At 70.3% G+C, this 22,214-nt stretch carries 24 protein-coding genes; 12 read left to right on the top strand and 12 right to left on the bottom strand.

The annotated features are described in order from the left end of the window. Positions 1–131: 131 nt before the first annotated feature. A complete protein-coding gene (locus IPG50_00660; GenBank protein ID MBK6690714.1) occupies positions 132–902 on the bottom strand; it encodes a hypothetical protein in 771 nt (256 codons plus the stop codon). Between the two features lie 458 nt (positions 903–1,360). On the opposite strand from IPG50_00660, the gene IPG50_00655 reads away from it, so the two are divergent. After that, on the top strand, positions 1,361–2,722 hold the full coding sequence (locus IPG50_00655) for a hypothetical protein (GenBank protein MBK6690713.1): 1,362 nt from the start codon (positions 1,361–1,363) through the stop codon (positions 2,720–2,722). Between the two features lie 39 nt (positions 2,723–2,761). Further along, positions 2,762–4,687 carry a serine/threonine protein kinase gene (locus tag IPG50_00650; protein MBK6690712.1) on the top strand — a complete coding sequence of 642 codons (1,926 nt, stop codon included), beginning with the start codon at positions 2,762–2,764 and terminating at the stop codon, positions 4,685–4,687. Positions 4,688–4,702: 15 nt separating this feature from the next. Here the strand turns inward: IPG50_00650 and IPG50_00645 are convergent, their stop codons facing one another. The 5 genes from IPG50_00645 to IPG50_00625 all read right to left on the bottom strand — a co-directional run bounded on the left by IPG50_00645 (position 4,703) and on the right by IPG50_00625 (position 9,852). Beyond that, positions 4,703–5,401, bottom strand: coding sequence for a Uma2 family endonuclease (locus IPG50_00645; GenBank protein MBK6690711.1), 699 nt, complete (start codon positions 5,399–5,401; stop codon positions 4,703–4,705). 239 nt (positions 5,402–5,640) lie between these two features. Further along, entirely contained in the window at positions 5,641–7,347 is a 1,707-nt protein-coding gene (locus tag IPG50_00640; GenBank protein MBK6690710.1) for a hypothetical protein, read from the bottom strand. After that, the gene (locus IPG50_00635) at positions 7,344–8,615 is read right to left on the bottom strand and encodes a hypothetical protein (protein MBK6690709.1); all 1,272 of its coding nucleotides are present in this window, start codon (positions 8,613–8,615) and stop codon (positions 7,344–7,346) included. Before IPG50_00635 ends, IPG50_00640 begins: the two co-directional genes overlap by 4 nt. 71 nt (positions 8,616–8,686) lie before the next feature. After that, positions 8,687–9,130 (bottom strand): hypothetical protein, encoded by a 444-nt coding sequence (locus IPG50_00630; GenBank protein MBK6690708.1) that lies wholly within the window; start codon positions 9,128–9,130, stop codon positions 8,687–8,689. Continuing rightward, complete coding sequence (locus tag IPG50_00625; protein ID MBK6690707.1) at positions 9,127–9,852, bottom strand: HesA/MoeB/ThiF family protein; 726 nt, start codon at positions 9,850–9,852, stop codon at positions 9,127–9,129. The genes IPG50_00630 and IPG50_00625 overlap by 4 nt, the downstream gene beginning before the upstream one ends. A 75-nt stretch (positions 9,853–9,927) precedes the next feature. On the opposite strand from IPG50_00625, the gene IPG50_00620 reads away from it, so the two are divergent. After that, positions 9,928–10,929, top strand: coding sequence for a dipeptidase (locus IPG50_00620; protein MBK6690706.1), 1,002 nt, complete (start codon positions 9,928–9,930; stop codon positions 10,927–10,929). A gap of 38 nt (positions 10,930–10,967) precedes the next feature. On the opposite strand, the gene IPG50_00615 is transcribed toward IPG50_00620, so the two are convergent. Next, entirely contained in the window at positions 10,968–11,573 is a 606-nt protein-coding gene (locus IPG50_00615; protein ID MBK6690705.1) for a hypothetical protein, read from the bottom strand. Positions 11,574–11,744: 171 nt separating this feature from the next. On the opposite strand from IPG50_00615, the gene IPG50_00610 reads away from it, so the two are divergent. Together IPG50_00610 and IPG50_00605 are read left to right on the top strand one after the other, a co-directional pair. Continuing rightward, positions 11,745–13,022 carry an HlyC/CorC family transporter gene (locus IPG50_00610; GenBank protein MBK6690704.1) on the top strand — a complete coding sequence of 426 codons (1,278 nt, stop codon included), beginning with the start codon at positions 11,745–11,747 and terminating at the stop codon, positions 13,020–13,022. After that, positions 13,019–13,387 (top strand): hypothetical protein, encoded by a 369-nt coding sequence (locus IPG50_00605; protein MBK6690703.1) that lies wholly within the window; start codon positions 13,019–13,021, stop codon positions 13,385–13,387. The genes IPG50_00610 and IPG50_00605 overlap by 4 nt, the downstream gene beginning before the upstream one ends. 13 nt (positions 13,388–13,400) lie before the next feature. On the opposite strand, the gene IPG50_00600 is transcribed toward IPG50_00605, so the two are convergent. After that, positions 13,401–14,603, bottom strand: a complete 1,203-nt coding sequence (locus IPG50_00600; GenBank protein MBK6690702.1) for a hypothetical protein — start codon at positions 14,601–14,603, stop codon at positions 13,401–13,403. A 362-nt stretch (positions 14,604–14,965) separates the two neighbouring features. Between IPG50_00600 and IPG50_00595 the strand changes: the two genes are divergently transcribed. After that, positions 14,966–15,322, top strand: coding sequence for a PilZ domain-containing protein (locus IPG50_00595; GenBank protein MBK6690701.1), 357 nt, complete (start codon positions 14,966–14,968; stop codon positions 15,320–15,322). On the opposite strand, the gene IPG50_00590 is transcribed toward IPG50_00595, so the two are convergent. Next, the gene (locus IPG50_00590) at positions 15,292–15,570 is read right to left on the bottom strand and encodes a hypothetical protein (GenBank protein ID MBK6690700.1); all 279 of its coding nucleotides are present in this window, start codon (positions 15,568–15,570) and stop codon (positions 15,292–15,294) included. The genes IPG50_00595 and IPG50_00590 overlap by 31 nt on opposite strands. A 29-nt stretch (positions 15,571–15,599) precedes the next feature. Here IPG50_00590 and IPG50_00585 point away from each other — a divergent pair, with 29 nt between their 5' ends. The 3 genes from IPG50_00585 (at position 15,600) to xerD (ending at position 17,364) form a co-directional block, all read left to right on the top strand. Then, positions 15,600–15,785 (top strand): hypothetical protein, encoded by a 186-nt coding sequence (locus IPG50_00585; protein MBK6690699.1) that lies wholly within the window; start codon positions 15,600–15,602, stop codon positions 15,783–15,785. Positions 15,786–15,850: 65 nt separating this feature from the next. Continuing rightward, positions 15,851–16,483, top strand: coding sequence for an aminodeoxychorismate/anthranilate synthase component II (locus IPG50_00580; protein ID MBK6690698.1), 633 nt, complete (start codon positions 15,851–15,853; stop codon positions 16,481–16,483). Further along, the gene (xerD, locus tag IPG50_00575; GenBank protein ID MBK6690697.1) at positions 16,474–17,364 is read left to right on the top strand and encodes a site-specific tyrosine recombinase XerD; all 891 of its coding nucleotides are present in this window, start codon (positions 16,474–16,476) and stop codon (positions 17,362–17,364) included. The genes IPG50_00580 and xerD overlap by 10 nt, the downstream gene beginning before the upstream one ends. A gap of 2 nt (positions 17,365–17,366) precedes the next feature. Here the strand turns inward: xerD and IPG50_00570 are convergent, their stop codons facing one another. Then, on the bottom strand, positions 17,367–17,903 hold the full coding sequence (locus IPG50_00570; GenBank protein MBK6690696.1) for a hypothetical protein: 537 nt from the start codon (positions 17,901–17,903) through the stop codon (positions 17,367–17,369). A 121-nt stretch (positions 17,904–18,024) separates the two neighbouring features. Here IPG50_00570 and IPG50_00565 point away from each other — a divergent pair, with 121 nt between their 5' ends. The 3 genes from IPG50_00565 to IPG50_00555 all read left to right on the top strand — a co-directional run bounded on the left by IPG50_00565 (position 18,025) and on the right by IPG50_00555 (position 20,484). Further along, positions 18,025–18,876 carry an N-formylglutamate amidohydrolase gene (locus tag IPG50_00565; GenBank protein MBK6690695.1) on the top strand — a complete coding sequence of 284 codons (852 nt, stop codon included), beginning with the start codon at positions 18,025–18,027 and terminating at the stop codon, positions 18,874–18,876. A 108-nt stretch (positions 18,877–18,984) separates the two neighbouring features. Beyond that, complete coding sequence (gene rpmB, locus IPG50_00560) at positions 18,985–19,212, top strand: 50S ribosomal protein L28 (protein MBK6690694.1); 228 nt, start codon at positions 18,985–18,987, stop codon at positions 19,210–19,212. 291 nt (positions 19,213–19,503) lie between these two features. Next, entirely contained in the window at positions 19,504–20,484 is a 981-nt protein-coding gene (locus IPG50_00555) for a hypothetical protein (GenBank protein ID MBK6690693.1), read from the top strand. 21 nt (positions 20,485–20,505) lie between these two features. On the opposite strand, the gene IPG50_00550 is transcribed toward IPG50_00555, so the two are convergent. Next, positions 20,506–21,462, bottom strand: coding sequence for a hypothetical protein (locus IPG50_00550; protein MBK6690692.1), 957 nt, complete (start codon positions 21,460–21,462; stop codon positions 20,506–20,508). Next, positions 21,462–22,196, bottom strand: a complete 735-nt coding sequence (locus IPG50_00545; protein ID MBK6690691.1) for a DUF72 domain-containing protein — start codon at positions 22,194–22,196, stop codon at positions 21,462–21,464. Before IPG50_00545 ends, IPG50_00550 begins: the two co-directional genes overlap by 1 nt. Positions 22,197–22,214 lie beyond the last annotated feature (18 nt).

Here is a 22,214-nt window from a genome sequence, read left to right as displayed (position 1 = left end):
CCGAGGCGCGTGCCGGTGTCGAACCTCGGTCCGGGCGGGCGGCGAGCGACTGCGGGATAGGGGAGACGTGAACGCGACCTCATCTCGTCTCGCGGCTGTCACGACGCACCGTCGCAGCGCATTGGCCGGCCTCAGCCAGCCCCGGCGTCTCGAATCGCATTCGCAAGCGGCACGCAAACGGCGCCCGCGACGTCGCATCGCTGATTGGGGCACTGCGCATCGGAGACGCATCCCACGCGGCAGCTAAGCGTGGCCGGATCGCAAATGGGCGCCGCGAGCCCGCAGTCGCTGTTCGAGGCGCACTGCTCGCAGGTGCCGCGCAGCGAACGGCATCGTGGCAGCGTCGCCGGGCAGTCGTGGTCGTCGCGGCAGGCTACGCACTGCTTCGTGCGTGGTCCGCACACGCCCGAGGGACAATCGGCGTCGCCACGGCACCCCCAACACTGCCCGCTTGCGAGATCGCAGATGGGGGCTTCGCTTGGGCACTCGGCGGCCGACGCGCAACGGGCATGGCACTGATGGTCGCGAGGCCAACACGCTGGGGTATCGCTCGGGCACGGCGGCGCATCCGCACCGGCATCCGCAGCGGCATCGCTCGGCGCGCTGCGGCAGCTCGCGCAGCTGCCGCTCACGCAGGAGGGCGCCGAGCGTGGGCACTGTTCATCGGTCGCGCACTCGACGCAGCCTTCGTCCACGTCGCAGATCATGAAGGGACCGCACTGGTTTTGACCGTTCACGCCGCACCGCGCGCCACTTCCCCGGCCACCGGCGGGCCACGCCTCAACGCTGGAGTCCATGCTGGCATCCGTTAGAAGCGCGACGCCGCCGGCTTCACCGCGCAGGTCCAGCGGCGCGGAGCCGCCGTCACCCGCAAACAGGATGCAGCCGTCGAGAAGGAGCAATGCAACGATGAGTAGCGCCGAGAACCTTCCGGACCGAAACAAGGGACTGCAAACCATGCGGCGTGCGCCAGCAGCATCCGTACCGCGCGCGCCCCCTCTCCATCGCCGATGTTTCTGCGGCATTGTGATCGCAGCAGTGCCGAGTTGTCGTGTCGCAGGGTGGAGGTTCACGCCGGCGTTGACGATCTGTCACTCGGCGCGTCGCCTCGCTCGGCGAGCGCGGGCGGCGCCTCCGTGGGCCTCACCCAAGCTGGCCTTCCTCCCTGCGAGAAAGACATCGCCGCCCTCAAGCGCCGTCCGCCTCGCACCGCGGCGCGCCCCGCGCGACGCACTCGCTGACACGTCCCCGGGCGCCGCCGCGCCCGCTTGCGCTTCGGCGCAAATTGCGGACGCCGCACCGTAACGTCGGCGCCCGCGGGAAGCTTCCGCCGGCCCCTTCGTATAGCCCGGTGCCATCCATGCGCACCTCGCTCCCTGCCCTCCTCCGCCTGTTGTCCGCGTCGGCGCTGCTCGCCACGCTCCTCTCGGTCACGACCGGCTGCGGCGTCTTGGCCGCGGCGACGAATCCGAAGGTCGCTTGGGCCGTTGGCGATCCCGCGCCGATGAGCGTCGTGGTGCGCCGCGCCGACGCCGCGGAAAAGACCTCCTTGGAGGTCGACCGCCTCCTCACCGGCACCGCCACGCCCGATGACGCGACCTGGCTCGACAAGACCGCGCCCAACAAGGAAGACGCGACGCAGAAGCTCCAGTCGCTCCGCATGCACCCGATCTACCAGGGGCAGCAAGCGCGCATCGTCGCCGCCGAGGTGTGGAGCGATCTCTTGCCAAAGGTTGGCCGCGAATCGAAGGCCGCGCCCGCTGCGCCCACGCCCGTCGCCACCAAAGGCGATGCAAAGGCCGACGCGAAGAGCGGCAAGAAGACCAAGGCGGGCACGACAACGACGACCGCCGCGAACGTGAGCGCCGCGTCGAGCAAGGCCCCAAAGGGCGCGAAGACGACGCCGGCCGCGGCCGCCTCGGCGCCCAAGGCGAGCGGCCCCGCTCGCAGCGTCCTCGCGGTCATCGACCCGAACCTCGGCATCGCCTGCGAAGAGATCATGGCGCTCCGTCGCGAGATCGCCCAGGCGCGCGCCAAGACCGCGCAGCTCGAAGCGCAGAAGGACGAGAAGGGCGTCTCCGCGTCTCAGAAGGCCACGCTCCGTCGTGAGATCACGGCGAGCGAGAAGGCCACCTCGGAGCTCGAAGCGAAGGTCTCGCCCAAACAAAAGGAGCTGCTCACGCGCGCCAAGACCTCGTCGGGCAACGTGCCGCCCATCTACCGCGATCGCATCGGTTCGATGCTCGTGAACCTGCGCCAAGCCATCGACGACGCGAACATTGCCAACGGCGCCGCCGCTGTCCGCTACCCGCTCGCCATCCCGAGCTTGCCCGACTCCACGAAGGCCATGGTCCCCGTGTTCGTGGCCGACATCGTGGAAGAGCAGACCGGCAAGCGCCCCTCGCTCCAAGGCTTCCAGCCGGGCGTCTCGCTTGACGGCGGCAGCGTGAAGCTCACGCTCAACGGGCTCTCCCAAGACGATCTCGGGAAGCTCTCGGTTGGCCAGGTCACGGGACAGACGCTCGATCGCACGCAAGCGTGGGTCGGCCGGGCCCTCGGCCTTCTCGGCACCGTCGGTGCGACGAAAGACACGCTGGACTTCCAGGCTGACCTCGTCGACGCGATCCTCTCGGGCATGAAGGCCTCGGGGTACGCCGCGCCGGCTCCGCCGGTCCTGCCGGAAGCGCCTGCACCCGGCGCGACGCCGACGCCCGCGAGCTGAGCCCTTCCCGTCGCGCTCAACAAAGGGGACGATGCGCCGGTGCCGCGCCGGACCCTCGAAGAGCTCCAGACCCTCTCGGAGGAGGAGCTGCTCCGGACGCTGGGCTTGTCCTCGCCGAGGGATAGCGCGGGCAAGACCGATCCCCTCGCGACCATCGAGCCCAATCGCTCCGCCGACACGGGCGGCCTGAAGGCGCTGCAGGAGTTGGCGCAAGCCTCCGCCGGTCGCACGCTCGCGCAAGGCCTCGAGGTCGGCACCACGCTGGGCGAAGGCGGCATGGGCATCGTGCGCCTCGCGGTGCAGCGCTCGCTCGGGCGCGAGGTGGCCGTGAAGACGCTCCGGCCGACGCTCACGAGCGAGTCGGCGGTCTTGCGCCTCGTGCGCGAGGCTTGGGTGACCGGCTCCCTCGAGCACCCGAACATCGTACCCGTCTACGACTTGGCCATCGACACGAGCGGCGCGCCCACCATCGTGCTGCGCCGCATCCAAGGCGAGACGTGGGATCGACTCATGCACGCCCCCGACGAGCTCGCGCGGCGCTTCGGCGTCGTCGATCCGCTGGAGTGGAACCTCGGCATCTTGAGCCGCGTCGCCAGCGCCGTGAGCCTCGCCCACAGCCGCGGCATTGTGCACCGCGATCTCAAGCCCGAGAACGTCATGATCGGCTCGTTCGGCGAGGTCTACGTCCTCGACTGGGGCGTGGCCGTCAGCCTCAAGGAGGATCCCGAGGGGCGCCTGCCGACCAGCTCGAGCGACGTCGCCGGCACGCCCGCGTACATGGCGCCGGAGATGTTCGGGCTCACGATGCATCGCGTCTCGGAGCGCTCCGACGTCTACCTCTTGGGCGGCATGCTCTACGAGATCCTGACGGGTCATCCACCGCACCCGTATGGGTGCCAAGAAGGCCGCGAGCCCGACGCGTCAGTGCGCGCCATGCTCGTCTCGGCGAGCCTCTCGAAGTTTCCGTTCCCTGATTCGGCGCCCAAGCCGCTCGTGGGCGTCGCCGAACAAGCACTAGCCGCCGAGCCGTCGGCGCGCTTCGCGTCGGCCGCCGACTTTCAGAAGAAGGTCGAGTGGTACGTGAGGCACCGAGGCTCGCTGTCGCTGAGCCTCGAGGCCGACGCGCGCGCGCGCGAGCTCGACGACGCGCTCACCAGCGGCGATGGCGATCGCGTGCACCGCATCTTCGCCGAGTGCCGCTTCGGTTACCGGGCCGCCTTGCGCGCGAGCCCCGACAACGGCGAGGCGCAGACGGGCCTCCGCCGCGTCACCGAGGCGGTGGCGCGCTTCGAACTCGCGCGCAACGCGCCGCAAGCGGCCGCCGGCGCGCTCGCGGAGATCTCCGACGCGCCGCCGGAGCTGGAGCAAGCCGTCGCCGCCGCGCTACGGGCCGCCGCCGACGAGCGCGCGCGCTTCTTGGCCATCGAGCAAGACCAAAGCCGCCTCACAGGCCGCCGCACGCGGCGGTTTGTGGCGATGCTCCTCGGCGTTCTGTGGGCACTCGCGCCGATTCTGGGGCACGACCTCGAGCTTCGCTACAGCGAGCCCGCGGCCCAGGGTCACACGCTGCTCATCGGCTGGTCGCTCCTCGTGGGTTCGATCTCCTGCGCTGTGGCCTTCTGGGCCCGCGACTCGCTTCTGCGGACGGCCGTAAACCGTCGCTTCGCGTCGGCCATCGTGTTCGTGTTCGCGGCGCAGCTCGCGCTGCAGCTCGGCGCGCGCCACATGGGCCTGTCGGTGGCCAACACCGTCACGCTGTTCATCTTCACGTGGTTCCTCGTGGCGGCGTTTCTCTCGGTGCTGGTCGAGCGGCGCGTCTACCCGGCAGCCATCGTGTACCTGCTCGCGTTCGTGGCAGCGGCGGCCGAGCCAACGTGGCGCTGGGCCGCGGCCAGCGTGGCCAACTTGGGCATGGCCGTCGTCCTGGGTTTCGCCTGGCGCGCGCGCGCGGAGGCGCCGGAGTGAGCGGGACGGACCGCGCTACCGCCCGTTGAGCTTTGCTTCGAGCTCGGCCACGCGCGCGGCAAGCGCGCTGGCCTCGCGCTCCGCCGCGTCGCGCTGCTGAACGGCCTCGTCGCGCTCCTTGGCAGCGGCATCGCGTTGGTGCGCCGTCGCGTCTCGCTCTTGGGCCGTCGCATCGCGCTCCTCTTCTGCCGTCGCCACGAGAGCGCCGTCGCGCGTCAAGCGGAGCGCCGCCGGAAGCCCAGCGAACGGCGCGACGGTCCAGGCCATCGACGCGCCGAGCGCGTGCGAGAGCACAAGGCACGGCGTCGACTCACCTTCGACCACGCGCTCGACGAGATCGCCCTGGATGAGATCCCACACGCGAAGGCGCTCCCCCGCGCGGCCGTCCACGTCGAAGCACACAAGCTCGCGCACACCGAGCTCGTGGTACCGCTCGAGCTTCTCCTCGAAGGTCCACCGCTCCGGCGTGTCCGAGGGGCTCAAGATCTCCACGGCAAGTTCCGGGATCCCCTTCTCCCACGTCTTCCAGGAGTTGACCGCCTCGTGCGGAACGCCGAGCTTCACGTAGCCGTCGGGGGCGAGCTGCCTGCGGTTGCTCCGAGCGTTCCAGTAGACGAACTGGTCCGAGCCGCACGAGTGCTCCGGCGTGACCAGACGCTTCAAGAGCGCGAAGAGGAGGAAACAAAGTTCGAGGTGGCGCTGCGACTGTCCCAAGTGCTCCTCCCAGGGTTCCGCCGACGGAAAGTCGGCGGGCCGCACGGGACGAACATGCGCGAGCTTCAGAGCAGGGCTGTCTGCCATGGGCTCCATCTTACGGTGCGCGTCGCGCCTTCGCTCGTGCGGCTGCATCCCCACGACGCAGCACGCCGCGAGCCAAAGGCCGCGCGCGAAATCTCACGCGATTCTCCGACCCGACCCTGGCCGCGGCCAGTTTGGGGTGTCCGTGGATACGCCTACGGCACCAGCGTCACCGTTCGCTCGCCGACGACCGCGTCGAGCGCGCCCGACGTCGCGCGCAGCTCGAGCTTCACTTCGCGCGGGTGGTTCGGCTCGGCGCACGCGCGCGCGTTGGCGCCGCTGTCGGCGCCGGAGCGATCGAGCTCATCGCCGCTCTTCGCGTCGAAGAGGCGCAGGTCGAGCCCTGTGCCCTGCCCTTCGGCGCCCACGGCCACGCGCAGGCACTGCCCGGCTGCCACGTCGCGGGTCACCACGTCGCGCGCACCGGCGTCGAGGTGCACGGCGCGCACGCTCATGGCACGCCCCTCGTGGAGCGCAAAGGTGCCCGACGTCGCGCGGCCCAACATGCGCGCCGACGCCAGCGGACTCTTCGCGAAGACGGCGCTCTGCCACGTTTCGGGTCGGAGCATCACGCTGAAGGGCCCAGGCCGACCGCGCGTCTCGAGCTCGAGTTCCACCTTGGGGCGACCGCACACGAACAGCGTGAGCGCGCCCACGCCTTCGCTCGACGCGAGGAGCTGACCGCCCTGCCACGCCGACGCGTCGATGAGCGCCAGCGGCGCGCCCGCCACGACGTCGATGCGGTTGCAACCCGTTTGCGTCGGCAACTTGAGCGGCACCGTTGTGCGACGACCGAGCACGAGCGCGCCGCTCTCGGTCGAGGCGGCCGGCGGATAGGCCGCCTTCGCGAGCTCTCGCTCGCGTGCCCCGCGCGCCGCTTCAAGCGGGAGCGTGGCCGCGGCCCACGCGACGCTGGTGCGTGTGGCAACGTCGCGCGCCACCTCGCCGCGAGCGCGGGCGAGGATCACGGCGACGTTGCCGCTGCCGGTGTGCGGCCGAAGCGCCAGCGAGCCGTTCATCGCGATCGGCGAGCACAAGGTGAGCGAGCGCTGCCGCCCGCCGTCTTTCGCGCGGCCAAGGACGCGTCCGCGCTCGTCGAGCGCCTCGACCTCGAGCGGCCCGACCTCGTCCTCCGGCACCATGAACGCGTCGACGCAGGTACCTTCGTCGATGGCGAACGAGAGCGCCGTCGTACTGCGCGCGTCCACCGACAGCGCCACCCGCTTCAGCTCCTCCCAGTGGCCGCCGGTCTCGGCGCGGTGCGCGCGCACGCGCTCCTCGAGGCCCGGCCACGCCTCCGGTAACTTGGGACCGCCTTCGCTGCGACCGCGAGCGCCGAGCTTCTGAGCGACCTCCGCGGCCCGCGCGCGCGGCACGAAGTGCGCGGCCAGCGCCACGAGCCCCTGCCCCGTCGGCACGTGCACGGCGATGTACACGCGCTTCGGAACGGGCGGGCACAAAAGTACCGTGGGCTGCGCGTCGGGCCGCTCGTCGGCCGACAAGGGATGCCCCTCTTCGGCAAAGACCGCGACGTCCAAGTCATCGACGCTCGGCGACCCGCGCGCGTAGGCGAGCAGGCACATGTCCGGCGCGAGCTCCACGAGGCCGCCGCCGCGCTCGCCTTCGATGACCTGGCCCGCAATGACCACGCGGCCCGGTCCGGCGCCGAGCTTCACGGCGCGCGTGGGCATGTCGCCGAGCACGACGCGCGCATCGAGGCTCCCGGACACGAGCTTTGGGATCGGCAGCTCAGGCGTCTTTGGTATCGCCGGCTGCGGCGGCGCGCCGCAGGCCACAAGCGCGCCCGCGAGCGCGCCGATCCACGACACCGGCAGCGAGAGAGCGCACGCGCTGCGCATCATCGTTTGAGCTCCCACACGCCACTCTGCACGCGATGAAGCGCCAGCGCCCACGTCGGGTTGGCTCCGCGCGCCTCGACTTCGAGGCGAACGAAGCGGCGGTCGCGCGCGCAGAACGCGATGGCCGCGCCCTCTTCTTGCGCGCCGCGTTCGTCGGCCGACTCGAGCGCGCCAACGCTGGCGCGAAGCGCGAGCTGCCGCATGCGGCCGCGCGTCGCCGCCACCACGGCGACGTAACAAGCGCCTGCCTCGACGGGCACCGGCGTGGCCGTGAGCCCTGAGCCGCCCTGCCCGAGCCAAACCGGCGCGCCCGGCAGCCTGGTGAGCCCACGCGACAAGAGCGCCCCGGCCATGCGCGCGCGCGCGTGGGGCCCAAAGGCGCGCGTCACCGCGTCGGGGATGGGCCAGCTCGCATGCACGCGGCTCACCTTTCCCGATGACGGCGCGCCTGCGAAGGCCACGGCGCCGAGCACGGGCACGCCGACGCACGCATAGAGCCGAGCGTCGGCGGCCTCGCTTCGATCGCGCGCGAGGAGCGTCTCGTCGTCGCTGTCACGGAGCTCCGCGTCGACATCGAAACGGGCGCGGGCGCCCCCTTCGACCTCGTGCGCCAGGAGATCGATGCGGTGGCAGCCGGGATCGAGTTCGACCTCCGTCATGCCGGTACCATCGCTGCGAACGTTCACCTTTTCGGTCGCTTCAATGTGAGCGCCTTCGCTCTTGGCGCGAAGCTCCGCCGACTCGACGCGCTTGTGCGCAGGCGCGAGCGTGGGTTGCGGCCCCGGCTCCGAGGTCGTGAGCACGACGCCACCGGTGCGCTCAGGCAAAATGCTACGGAGCGTCGGCGCCACGAAGAGCCCGCGCGCGACGATGATCTCCACGGCGCCGCGCCCCGCGTCACCGCTCACGACCACGCGCTCCACGGGCGCGTCGTCGCAACGCGAGAGCTCCGTCACACCGGCGATGCTCGCGCCGCGATCCCGCGCTTCACGATCTTCGATGCCGCCGAGGCGCGCCCGAAAGCTGGTGCCGCGCGCCGCGACGAGCGCCACGGTGGTGCAAGTCGACGGCTTCGGATCCAGGCGCACCGTGAGGACCTCTTCGTCCCAGAGAAACCGCGTGGGAAGCACCTCGACGTCGGCGCCCGAGGCTCGGTAAGCGCGCTCGACCCGTGCGACGTCGAGTGCGAGATCGGCGCGGGCCGGGGCTGCGTCGGTGAGCGCCACAAACAAGGCGGCCGCGCCCAGGCAGCCGCTCCGCACCGCACGCATCCAGGGATCGTGACACGCTTCGGCTTGGGGCCCAAACACAAGGCGCTGAGGGCCCGACGAAAGGCCTCACTTCATGAAGTCGGCGGCGCCGGGGGCGCGGGGTTGGGCAAAGGCGACGAGTCCGCACGGGACAGCACGTGCGCGAGCGCGCGGTAGGCGCCGGCGGCGGCGTCGCGAGCGGTCGGGTCGGTGAGGCCGAGATCGGGAGAGGGACACGCAGAGGGAGAGGGTGAGGGAGAGTCCACGGGCACGGGCACGTTCACGTTTACGGGGAGGGCGGAGACGGGGAGAACGGTGATGGGGAGGGAGCTGTTGAGGGTGCGGAGGGGGGCGGCGGCGGATTCGGTGGGGACAATCACGGGGACGCCAGCGCCCACCAAGTAGAGCGACTCGACGAGCGCGGAGAAGTCCTCGCCTACCGCGATGGTGCGGGTGCGGAGGCGCTCTTGCGTCGCTAGGCCGAGGACCTGGATCTGCCGGAGGTAGCGGTAGTGTGCAGCTTTCTCGTCGCTCACGAGGCGCACCTTGGGGCCACGTAGCGCGCGGCGTCTTGTGGATCGAAGGCGCGCGCGTTCGCGCACAGCGCGCAGCCGCGTCGTAGCGGGACCGCGCGGCGCCGCAGGTCGAGGCGATTCACCTGGACGAGCGTCCCGCCGACGGCGCGGCCATCGACAAAGCCCAGCGCCAGGTCCGCCGCGAGCGCCGCGACGAGGCCGACGAGCGGGCCCACGACGCCGGCCGTCGCGCAGTTGGGCGCATCTCCTTCGGGGACGTCTTCGAAGAGGCAGCGGTAACAAGGCGCCCCGCTCGTGGACACCGAGAGGACCGTGCCCACGAGGCCAAGCGCGGACGCGTGCACCACGGGCCGGCCCACCCAACGGCAGGCGTCGGCCACGAGAAACTTCGTGGGAAAATTGTCCGCGCCCTCAAGCACCACGTCGTAAGCCTGGGCGAGCTTCGCGGCGTTGGCTGGAAGGAGCCGCGTCGCGTGGGCCTCGAGGGCGACGCCCGCGAGACCGAAGCGGCGGAGGCCCTCGCGGAGCGCGTCGAGCTTCGGGGTGCCGACGTCGGCCTCTCGGTAGAGGACCTGGCGATGCAGGTTGGAGCGCTCGACGCGATCGTCGTCGACCACGCCGAGCGTGCCGATGCCGGCGCGCGCGAGGACGAGCGCCGCGGGAGCACCTATGCCGCCGGCGCCAACGAGGAGCACGCGGGCGGCGCTGCGCGACGTCGACATCGCGGGGGAGCTTACACCGGCTTGACGGGCGCGGCTCGACGGACGCGGCTCGGCCTGCGCTATGCTCGCGCCACGATGCTGGGCTCCGACGAAGCGCGCGCGCTGCACGGCGAATATCCGGCCATCGATTTGCATGCCGACACGCTCATGTGGTCGCGGTGGCTTGGCTACGACCTCCACAAGCGGCACACGCCGCCTTTGCCAATGGCCGCCCTCGGAGGACACGTCGACGTGCCGCGCCTCCGCGAGGGCGGCGTTGGAGCGCAGTTTTTCGGTCTCGTTTCGCTCCCCGTTGCCGGCAGTGAGCGCGGTCTCGCGCGCACGATCTTCGAGCAAATCGACGCCCTTGACGAGGCCATCGCACGGAAGCCGGGCGAGCTTCACCTCGCCCGAACGGCTCACGACATCGAGCGCGCACGACGTGCCGGCGCGGTGGCCGCGCTCCTCGGCATCGAGGGTGCGCACGCGCTCGAGGGCGACATCGAGCGCCTCGCAGACTTCGCGCGGCGCGGCGTTCGCTATCTCGGGCTCTTGCATTTCAGCGACAACGAGGCCGGCTTCCCCGCCTACGGACGCGGCGAGCGCCATGACGAAGGCCTCACGCCTTGGGGTCGCGCCCTCGTCGAGCGGGCCGAGAGCCTCGGCGTGCTCGTCGACCTCGCGCACCTCAATCGCCGCGGCTTTCTGGACGCATGTTCCATGGCACGCAAACCCGTGCTCGTCAGCCACACGGGCGTCCTCGGCGTCTTCGACCACTGGCGCAACATCGACGACGCTCAGCTTCGCGCCGCCGCCGAGACCGGCGGGTGCATCGGCGTCATCTTTTGCCCTCGCTTCGTCGGCAAGGGAGGCCTCGACGCGGTCGTCGCGCACCTACGGCACATCGTCGATGTCGCCGGCGAAGACGCGCCGGCCCTCGGTAGCGACTGGGACGGCTTCATCGTGCCGACGAAAGAGCTGCAAGATCCGACGGGCCTGCCGCTCTTGACCGACGCGCTCCTGAAAGCCGGCTTCCGTCCCCAGCTCATCGGCAAGATCCTGCGCGGCAACGTCATGCGCGTCCTTGACGAGGCCTGAGCCGCCGCCTCGCGCGGCGACGTCGGGTCACGCCCGAGTCAACGCACCGTGAACCGCTCCACGCGAATGCCGCGGCGCGCGAGGGCCGACGTGACCTTGTCCTCAAGGCGCGCCGCGTCGAGGCCCTCGTCGCCGCTCAGCTCGATCTCCACCGACGAGCCTTCGGCCGTCACCACGATGGCGCTCCCTTGCGCGCGCGTACCGAGCTCCATCCGAAGGGTCGCGCGACGCGCCCCGTCGGTGAGCTGCGTTGCCGTCACGAGGCGCGCGAACAGCTCGCCGAGCGGCGCGGAGTCCAACTCAGGCCGCGCGGCGCTTTGCGCCGAAGTGGATGGCGCCAGAGCGCTCATCGGCGGCGCGGCCTCGACGGGTTCGCCCGTGGTGTCGCGGGCGCGCTCTTCGTCGAGCGCATCCTTCGACGAGAATGGCTTTGCGCGCTCCGACGCGGCAGAGCGCGCGAGACTAACCCCCGTCGAGTCGGCCTCCGGCGAGCGCCACAAGACCTCTGCGAACGGGAGACGCTCGAGGGCCGCGACAGGAGGCCGAGGCTCCTTTTCGATCGCGAGCGTCCCGTTCGTGGCCGCTGGCGTCTTCGAATGGTGCAGCGCTTGCGCTTCCGTGGGCGCGGTCGTTTTCTGAATCACACCTCCTTATCGGCGGGCGCTCCGACGAAGTTGCGACCAAGTTTGCGGGCGCGCCCTTGCCTACATGGGAAGCTTGACCATGTGGCATACCGGGATACCCTGCAGAGGCGGGGTGGCGCCGGGAGGCGACAAGGAAAAGTGCTCGACAGTCCAAGTGCAGGCACGGTCGGCGTGTGGCTATCTCTTGCGGTGGGCACGGCGGCCGTCGGTTCATTTTTCGCCGCCGCGGACCGCGCGCTCGTCCTCTTGCCCGAGGCGCGCCTGCAAGTCCTCGTCGAGGGCGACGGCACCGAAGAGCGCGGTCAGGCCGAATCGCCCTTCCTGCGCTTCGCCGCCGACCCCCAGCGCATCCTAGGCCGTTGGCTCGTCTGCCGCGTCGTCGCCATCAGCGTCGCGTCGGTCTTCCTCGCGCGCGCCGCCGACGCCTTCGGTCTCTCGCTTGCGGCGAGCCTCGTCTTGGCCGTGCTCGGGACCATCGTGACCTACGGCCTTTTGGCCGAGATCCTCATCGCCTACGCGTGCCGGAGGGTCGAGTCGTTCGGCGCCACGGCGCTCGCGCTCCTTCGGCCCATCGAGTGGCTGGTGATGCCCGTCGCCGAGCCCTTGGCCTACGTCGGCAAGCTCATCTCGCGCAACGTCACCGAGGTTCGCGCCGTCGACGCACGCACGACGCGCACCGAGGTGGAGCTCATCGTCGAGAAAGGCCAGCGCACTGGCACACTCGCCAACGAGCCCGCCGAAATGATCCGCAACGTGCTCGAATTCAAGGACATCACGGCGCGCGAGGTCATGGTCCCGCGGCCGCGCATCAGCGCCATTGAGATCACGACGCCCATTCGCGAGGTCCTCGCGCTCGTGACCAGCGAAGGCCACTCGCGATATCCCGTGTACCGTGAGTCGCTCGACAACCTCGTGGGGCTGCTCTACGCGAAGGATCTCTTCGCCGTCGTGCGCGACAACAAGGAGGCGAAGCTCGAAGAGCTCGCCCGCTCGCCGGTCCTCTTCGTCGTCGAGTCGCAACCGATCTTGAGCATCCTGCGCGAGATGCGCGCCAAACGCCTCCACATGGCTGTCGTCGCCGACGAGTTCGGCGGAACCAGCGGCGTCGTCACCCTCGAGGACATCATCGAGGAGATCGTCGGTGATATCCGCGACGAATACGACACCGACGCGGAAGCGCCGATTCAAGAACTCGGCGAAGGGCGCCTCTTGGCCGACGCCGCGCTCCCCATCTCCGATCTCGAGCACAAGCTTGGTCGCGACTTGCCGACGACCGGCGACGTCGACTCCATCGGCGGCCTGATCGTGCAGCGCTCGGGCCGCGTGCCCGAGGTTGGCGCATCGGTCACCATCGAGGGCGTGAAGCTCATCGTCCGCGACGCCGACGAGCGGCGCGTCGTCAAGGTTGAGGTCATCCCGGGCCGCTCGCCGGCCCCGTCGGTGCCATGACTCCACCGTCGGCGCTGCGCCTCGTGCCCAGCGGATCCGCGGGTTCGCGCCCACGCCCGCCGTTTGGCCTCGCCGCCTTCGACGACGCCGCCGAGGCTCGAGCCTTCGAGGTCGCGCTAACGGACACGCTCGAGTCACTCCTCGAGCGGCTGCCAGCGGCCGCCGAACTTCTGCCGGGAACGCCAATCATCATCCTGGACGGCGAGCGGCACGGAGGCTTCGCGAAGGTGGCGAAGGCGTTTGGTCGCGCCCCCGCGTACCTCTCGCGCACGGTACGAGCGACGGCGCTCCTCGCCCGCGGCTACCGCGAGATCAGCGCACAAAAAGACGAAGGCGGCGACGATCTCGTCACCGCCCTCGCGTAGACTACCGAAGCCGCTACTTGTTGACGGCCTGGAGGCCCTTGGCGAGCTTGTCGGCGCGCTCGAGCAAGCCCGGCTTCGCGTCGAAGTTCTCGTTTCCGGGCGTGGGCGCCGGCGCCTGATCGCCTTTGACGTCGCGGATGATGTTCTGCATCTGGGCGCCGAGCTGCGCCGTGGCGCCGGAGGTCTCGCTCGGGCAGACCTTGTTGAAGCTGCCGGGGACGACGTAGATGGCGCCCGGTTGCTTCGAGAGATCGCCGCCCTTGAAGACGGGCGCGTTGGCGTTGCCTGAGCCGCCGGGGTTAGCGAACGTGAACTCGGCGCCGAGGTCGAGCTTCTGCGCGGTGCCCTTGATCGGCGCCGCGAGGTTCGTGATGAAGCCCGCCATGTTGCCCGCGGGATCCTTGCTGACCGCGATGACGTGTTGAACCACGACCTCGCCGGGCGGCGCGTTGAACTGCTCGGTCAGCGGCTTCTGCAACCGAGAGAGCAGGCCCTGGAGGACGCGCTTGCGGTCGTTGAGCTGCTGCACCTGCGTCACGAACTCGACGAGGTTGCTGGTCGTCTCTTGCGGGAAGCCGCTGAAGCGACGACCGGCGAGCTTGGTGCCGTCGAAGTCGATGTTGATGCCGCCAAGCTCCTTGCCGAGCTGGTCGGGGTACTTGCGCTCTTTGATGAGCTTCGTACGCGCTTCCTCGATCTTGGTCGCGAAGCTCTCGAGGCTCGCACGAGTCTTTGCGACGTCGGCGGCGAGCTCGCTCGCGTCGGCCTTGCTCTTGGCGCGCGCCGCGCCGGCTTCGGAGGCCTGGCCACCCACGTACCCGACGCCCGCGAAGGCGACGGCCGCGATGGCCGCGATGACGAGGCCCTGCTTCTGCGCGCCCTTGCGCGCCTGCTGCACGGCCATCTCATCGACTTCGATGCGCTGGGCCTGGGGCGGCGGCGCCGGCTGCGGAGCCGCCGGCTGCGCGAAAGCCGCGACGAGCGGGTTCGACGCGTCCATGTTGGCCGGGCGCCCCACGGGCACACCGGGCACGGGCGCGCGGACCCCGCCCATCCCGGGCACGGGCGGTACGACCGACGCGGGCGGTGCAGGCACCGGCACGGGCGCTCCCGGTACGGGCGTTCCTACGGCGGCCGGCGGAGGCGTGGCGCCCCCGGCGGCGTTCTTGCCGAGGCGAGCCTTGAGGTCGATCTTCGGCTTCTTCTCGTCGGCCATCGAATCTCCTGAGATTCCGAGCGGCTCACTGGCCCCTATGGGGAGGGAGCCCCCGCAACGGCGGCGAAGGTAGTGGGGCAGCGGCTCGGATGTCAAACGCCGTTCGCACGCGCGGTTCATTCTCGGGAGCGTTCTCGAGACGTCGCGGGGCCAAAGCGGGCCATTCTGGGCCCTCGGACCAAGAACACCCTGGAGCGCCCAAACTTGGGATCGCTCCGAAGAGCACCCGCGACGCGGGGCGGTCACCCCAACCGGCGGTCGCGACTTGGACGCGAGTTGGCCCGGCCCCGCCCGAGGTCGGACAATGCGCGCCAGCTAGACCGTGACGGCTGCGCCGCCAGGCTAGCTCGGAGGCTCGGCCCATGAGTGAGCGACGGAACATCGATCGAAGCGCGTTGCACGGCATCCTGGTGAACAAGTACGTCGAGGGCCGGCCCCACGTCGTTCGCCTGCTCGACCTGTCAGAGACCGGCGCCCGGGTGTGTTGCCTCTTGGAGCCCGACAGCTCTGCTGACCGCTTTGCCCTGGAGCTCGAGGTTCCCGGCACGAGCGACCGCCTTTGGCTCTGGGCCCGTCAGGTTTGGCGGCGCGGCCGCAAGCAGGCGCTCTCCTTTTCGGGCCTCACCGAGGGCGATCGCTCGATGCTGCGCGCCCTGCTCGAGACCGGCGAGCGCCTGGTACCGCTTCGTCAGCCGGTCCAGGCCGTCGGCCAGTCATGAACGCGCGGCGCGGCGCGCTCTTCGGCATCGGCCTGCTGGGCTTCGCCGCGCTGCATGCGGCGTGCGTCAAGGACGACCCGCGCGAAGCCGAGCGGAGCGACGCGCGGTCGCTCGAAGGCGTCTTGGCGGCGGACCAACGCCTGGAGACCGAGCTTCGCAAGGCCGATGGCCTCTCGCGCACCGACGAAACCAAGGCCGCCGAGCTGCTCGAGACGGCGGCGCGACCCCTCGCCGAAGCCGTCGTGCAAGCGGCGACGACCACGCAAGTGCGGTCGCCGTGGGGCAGGACCGGCGCGTCGAGCTCTTGCGGCTCGCCGAGCAGCGACGCGATGAGTTGCCTCGCTACGCGCAGGCGCTGCGCAGCCCCGACCCGAAGACGAAGCTCGAGGCGTTGCAAACACAGATCGAGCTACAAAAGAAGCTGCTCGATGCGGCCCAGCGCATCACGATCGTTCCGCCGTAGCCCTTCGCCGCGATGTTCGCTCGGAAGTGTGAGCGCCGCGCGGAGGCGCGCTACTCTTTCGCGTGATGCGGCTCGTCTTGGTCGACAACTACGACTCGTTCACGCACAACTTGGCGCAGGCGCTCGGCAAGCTCGGCGCTTCTGTCGACGTCGTGCGCAACGACGAGGTCTCGGTGAGCGACGTCGAAGCGGCACGCTACGACGGCATCGTGCTCTCACCCGGCCCGTGCGCTCCGGAGAGCGCAGGGATCAGCGTCCCGCTCGTGACGCGCCTCGGCGGCAAGAGGCCCATCCTGGGCATCTGCCTTGGCCACCAAGCCATCGCCGCGGCCCACGGCGCACGCATCGTCAAAGGTCCCCTGCCCGTCCACGGCCGCGCGAGCGACGTGCGTCACCAAAGCGAGGGCTCACTCGCCGCCGTCGGCTCTCCCTTCGTCGCGGGCCGGTACCACTCGCTCGTCGTCGACGAAGCGACGCTGCCGGCCAACCTGCGCGTGACCGCGAGATCGACCAAGGACGGCGTCGTGATGGCGATCTTCGACGCGGCGCGTGAGCTCGAGGGCCTGCAGTTTCATCCCGAGAGCATCATGACGCCCGACGGCGAGCGCATCCTCGCGACGTGGCTTGATCGCGTTGAGAAGGCCCAAAGCGCATCGGACGAGGCGCCCTCAGGGCGCGGAGCCAGCGCATGGAACTGAGCGGCTGGATCGACGCGTACCTCGACCATCTTCGCGTTGAGCGCGCCCTCTCGAAGAACACCCTCGACGCCTACGCGCGCGACCTCAACGCGCTCGCCGAGTCGGTCGGCGAGACGCCAGTGGAAGCCATTGGTCCCGAGGCCCTCGGCGCGCTCCTCGCGAGCAACCTGAAGCGCGGCTTCGGCGCTCGCTCGAGCGCGCGGCAGCTCTCGGGCCTTCGCGGCTTCTTCAAGTTCCTCGTGCGTGAGCGCGCCGTGCCGGAAGATCCGACGCTGCTCCTCGAACGTCCGAAGCTCGGACGGCGCTTGCCCCGCGTGCTGTCGTTCGACGAGGTCGAGCGGCTCCTCGCCATGCCCGACACGTCGAAGGCGCGCGGCGTCCGCGACGCGGCGATGCTTCACGTGCTCTACGCGTCGGGCCTCCGGGTGAGCGAGCTCACGGGCCTCAAGGTGGCCGACCTCGACCGTCGCCGCGGGCTCGTGTCGGCCTTCGGCAAAGGCGGCAAGCGCCGCCTCGTGCCCATGGGCGAGGTCGCGCTCGCGCACGTCGATCGCTACCTGACGGAGGTCCGGCCCAAGCTCGCAGCGCGCGCCGGCGCCGGCGAGCACACGCTCTTCTTGTCGCCAAGCGGAAGGCGCATGACTCGGCAAGCCGTGTGGAAGAACATCAAGCGCATGGCCGCCGCCGCCGGCATTCGCGCGGCGATCTCGCCGCACAAGCTGCGGCACTCCTTCGCGACGCATCTCTTGCAGGGCGGCGCGGATCTGCGCGCCGTTCAAGCGATGCTCGGCCACGCGGACCTCGGCACCACGGAGATCTACACGCGCGTCGCGCAAGATCACGTGCGGCGGCAATACACGCGAGCGCACCCGCGCGCCTGACGCTATTCGCAGGTGTTAAAGATGGCCGCTTCGATGCACTTGCCGCCGTCGGGGCAATCTTGGTTCGACACGCACGTGCGTTTCCATCCGGCAACGCAGTCGGTCACAGGCATGCATTTGAACTCGTCAAAATAGGGGGCCTTGGGCAACCCGCAACAGACCTCACCGATGCGGCCCATGGCCGAGCAGTGCCCGCTGGTGGTGCAACTGATGGGGTAGCTCTTCGCAGGGCACGCGTTTCGGTCCCACTCGCAGACATTTTCCTCGTCTGTTTTGAGGTAGCAGCAGGTCTGTCCCACGGCGCAGTACCTCGACGGGGTCATGTTGCACCGAAAGCACCCCGGCATCGGATCAGCGGCGGGCCCGCTGTCGACGACGCCGACGGCGGAGTCAGCCGAGGCTTCGAGCCCCGACAAGTCCACGGCCCCGCCATCGGCCCCCGCCGATGCCTCATCGAACGCCAAGAACGCCTGGCACGCCGCGACCGCACTTAGCGACGCAAGCGCCAAGGCGGCTCCTGCAGTCCATCGGCCGACCATCGGCGAAGTGTACGGGGACATTTGGCCAGGCGGCATCAATACCTCGCCCCGCCGGGGCGCCGGCAGAGCGAGGCATCAGAACTCTCCCGCCGACTCTCGAGACCGATGATAGGAAGGGGCCGTGGATCTCTTTAGCGTCTTCGAGCCGACGGGTGGCGAGTCGCCCGTTCTCGTCGAGGTGCCGCACGCGGGCACGTGGATCCCTCCGGCGTACCTCGCGGCGATGGTCGCGCCGGTCCGGTCCTTGGGCCAAGACGCGGACCTCCACGTCGACGCGCTCTACGCCGACGCTCCCGCCGAAGGCGCCACACTGATCGTGGCCAACACGTCCCGCTACGTGCTCGACCTCAACCGCGCCGAAGACGACTGGGACGACGCCGCCGTCGAGCCGCGGCCCGGGAGCCTGCCGCCGCGCTCGCCCGGCTCGATGCCGCGGGGCCTCGTGTGGCGGCTCACCACCGACGGCGAGCCGGCCCTCGCGCGTCCCCTGCCCCGCGCCGAGCTCGACGCTCGCATTCAGGCCCTCCACCGCCCGTATCACGCGGCCGTGCAGGCCATCTTGACGCGCAAGCAGGCCAAGTTCGGCTTTGCCCTGCTCCTCGCGGCCCACTCGATGCCCTCCAACTCGACCGCCGCGGCGCGGCGCGGCCTCCGGAGCCCGGCGACCGTCCCTCGCGCGGACGTCGTGCCCGGCACCCAAGGCCGGACCACGGCCAGCGCGGCGTTCATCGACGCCGTAGACGCCCACGCGGCCGCCCACGGGCTCTCGGTGCGGCACGACGACCCGTACAAGGGCGGCTACTCGACGCGCCACTACGGCCGGCCCCACGCCGGCCAGCACGCGGTTCAGGTGGAGCTGGCCCGACGCCTCTATATGGACGAGCAGACCCTCGTCTGTTCGGCCCGATTCGCTCAAACGAAGGACTTTTGCACGGGCCTCGTAGGCCGGCTGGGGCGGCTGGAGCCGAAATAGGCGCCGGGGGCCTCATCCCGCTTGACATTCCGCGTGGTTCCCTTAGTTTGCGCGTTCCCTTCGGCGGCCTAACACCTAGGTTGCCAAACATCTTCAAGGGTTCGAGTCATGGCGAAGAGCGACATCACGGGCAAACGCAAGCTGAAGGCGCAAAACGTCTCTCACTCGAACATCAAGACGAAGCGCTGGCAGAACGTGAACATCCAGACGCGCCGTCTCTACGTGCCCGAGCTGGGTCGTTTCGTGAGCCTCAAGCTGACGACGCGCGACATCCGCACGATCGACCGCATCGGGGTCATGGCCTACGCCGAGCGTTACGGCGTCAAGGTCGCCTGAGCCTTCACTAGGCCTCGCGCCCCCGGCACCTGCCCGGGCCTCACCTTCCGAGCGCCGCCACGCATTCGCGGGCGGCGTTCGTTCGTTTTGTGGCCATCCGTGCGAGCGGCCCCGCGCCTCCGCGGCGCGGTCACGGAACGCGTGGATCGCCACGCGCCCCGAGGTGGCGGGGTCTGGCCTGCCGCCCAAGAGGGCGCTGCCACCGCGCCACCGGGACAAATGCGGGCCCGGCTCTCCTGGCGTGCCACGTGCAGCGGTGTGCGGTGCGACTCAACGCCGGAGCCCCCACCGATGAAGACCTTAGAGATCCTTTCCATCGCCGCCGTCACCGCTATCGCCCTCGTCACCGGCTGCGCGAGCAACACCTCGAACGATGACACCGACCAGGGCGCCGTCGCGGGTGGGACTCGCTGCGGACCGCCGCGCGGGAGCGAGGACGCCCGGGCGCAAACCCGCTGCGTGGAGCCGCAGGAGCTCGCGTCGCGTCAGACGGTCATCACCGTTGAAGCCGACACCATCCCCGGCAAGTACACGTATCGCCTCGAAGCCACGACCGCGAGCGGCAAGGTCGCGTTCCTCTATCCAGAGAAGCCTTACAACACCAAGGCTGCCGCCGAAGAGGGTGTGTCGGCGCTCTTGCGAGCGGCGCTGAGCCCCGCCGCGTTCGTCATCGATGAGATCGATCGCGAACACCAGTCGCTCTTCATCAAGGCGCGCAACGGAACGCCGCTCGCCATCAGCACGCTCTTTCAGCGGCACGAGAAGTCCGCCGTCGTGAGCGCCGTCCAGAAGGCCCTTTCGAGCGCCGATATCGCGATCCTGTCAGAGGTCAACCGTTCGCGCTGGGCCTTCGAACCTGAGAAGAAGAGCTTCCGGCTCATCGCCGGCAACGGGCAAACGCTGCTCGAGAGCGCCCCTCTTGCAGAGCCCCTCGGCCCGACGTCGGTCGACGATGCGGTCTTCTCGCTGCATGAGCTGGTCGCCCGCGACTACGGCCCGGCGCAAGCGGCCGACACTCGCCGCATCTGCGACGACTTCCTCCTCGTCCTGCCCGACGGCGGGGGACCGCGCGAAGCCACCGTGAGCGCCAGCATCGGGCTCGCGGAGTCGCTCGCAGGCGGCACGCCGACGGGCTCGGCGAAGCTGGTGATCACTCAGAATCGAAAGGTCATCGCCGAGAGCGCGAGATCGTGGCCCGTCGACGCGTGCCCCCAGATGATCGACGCGGCGAGGACCTTGACCAAGGTCTTGAGCTCGATGCCCCGGGGCTAGCTAGCGAGCCCCGAAGTCGCTTCACGCGCTCCCGAGGCCCTTGGCGCCTTGCCGCGTGCGGCGAACCCCCACGACGCCAGCGGGCACGGCCCAGCCGACCTCGGTCGTGCGACGTAAGAGCTCGTCGACGTCGTCGCGCTGCGCCTTCCCGGTGCGACCGAGGACCGCGTACACGGTGCCTGCATCCATGTGCACGCCGATGGGCGCCGCCGCCGGGCGCGGCGTGCCGGGCCGTGTGCGCACTTCGCCGCGGCGCACCGGCTCGGAGAGCCGCGGCACCACCACGTCGAGCACGGGCAGCTCGATGCCGCTCTCGCCGGCGTCTTCGTAACACGCGACGGCAAAGCGGCCCCGCGCGTCGCCGGCGGCCACGATGTGAACCGTCGCGTCGCTCGAAGGCGCGTCGCCAAGCCAGGGCACCCGCGACGCAGCGGCAACGGCCTCCGTGTCCGGCGAGACGAGATCCTCGGCCGTCAAGAGCCCGCCGGCGGTGCGCCCAAAGGCCACGACGAGCTCTTCCGCGAAGGCCCGCTCACCGAGCGCCGCAGCGCCGCGTCGACCGATGGCGCGCAGCAGCTTCGTGCGCATCTCGGAGCGGTCCTTCGCGAGCTCGATGGCTGGCGCGGCGATGCGCGAGAGCGTCGTCGTCCTGACGAGCGCCACACTCGCCGCAACGGCGGCCGGCAACGCCGGAGCGGCGACCCACGCGGCCTCCGGGATCTCATCGCGCTCAAGGAAGCCGCGCGGGCGGGGCGCTCCGCGGCCTGGCTGACGAACACGGCCGTCGATGGCGAAGGAGCCGAGACCTCCGCCGGCCATGAGGATCTGGAGCGGTCCGAAGAGCACGCCCGGCGACGTCGCCACGGCCGCCAGGACGGCGGCGAGCACGCGATCCACGGCGCTCGCCGACGGCCCTAGCTCGAGGGCCGCGAGGGCCACGCCCGGTTGCGACGCGACGACGGCGCGACGTTCGTCCATCACTCCTGCTCGTCGTCACGAACGCGAAGCGCCGCGGTTTTCGGTCGAAGGACGAGGGCGCCGCCGCCGACCTTCTTGCTGCGTCCCATGGTGAGCTTGCGGAGCGCCTTGCACTCCTTGAGCGCGGAGGTCGTCTCGATGAACACGTAAGCCTCGCGGCGCTCGCCGATGGAGTCGACGACGCGCTCCAGCGACGACTCGCTGTAGGCGCGGGCGGCGCCGATCTGCGGCAAGCGCACGTAGGCGACAGGCCCCGCCGGCACCGGATCGCGCGCCGCGTCGACGCAGAGCACGACGCCGAGACGCTTGGCGGCGCGCGCCGCTTCGTCGGTCTCCCAGAGGCCGTGCGGCTCCCAAACGACCTGCGTCGCGTCGGTGGGCAACCGCGCCACGAGCTTCGCGATGCGATCGCGCCACACCTGGGCCGGCGTCACTTCCGTTGGCGTCGAGAGCAGCACGACGCGCGCCTGCAAGGCGGCGATGGCCGCGAGCGTCTCTTCGAGGGCCGCTTCAAAGGCTTCGCCACCCTTGAGCGCCGCGAGCGCCGGCGGCGCCACGACCACGAAGTCGAAGTGAGGCGGGACGTCGGCGCGGTAGCGGCGCAGCGTGGCGCCCTTAAGCTTCCCCTCGCCCTTCGTGCTCGCGAGGTGCACCTCGAGCGCGTCGAACCGCTTCGCATAGGAGGAGAGCGCGCCCTTGAGGCTCTTCGCGCCGACGTGGAAGCGGGTCGTCATGTTGGGGGCACGGAGACA

It is taken from the genome of Myxococcales bacterium (assembly GCA_016703425.1).
Lineage (GTDB): Bacteria > Myxococcota_A > Polyangia > Polyangiales > Polyangiaceae > JADJCA01.
This window is presented reverse-complemented; position numbering and strand designations above follow the sequence as displayed.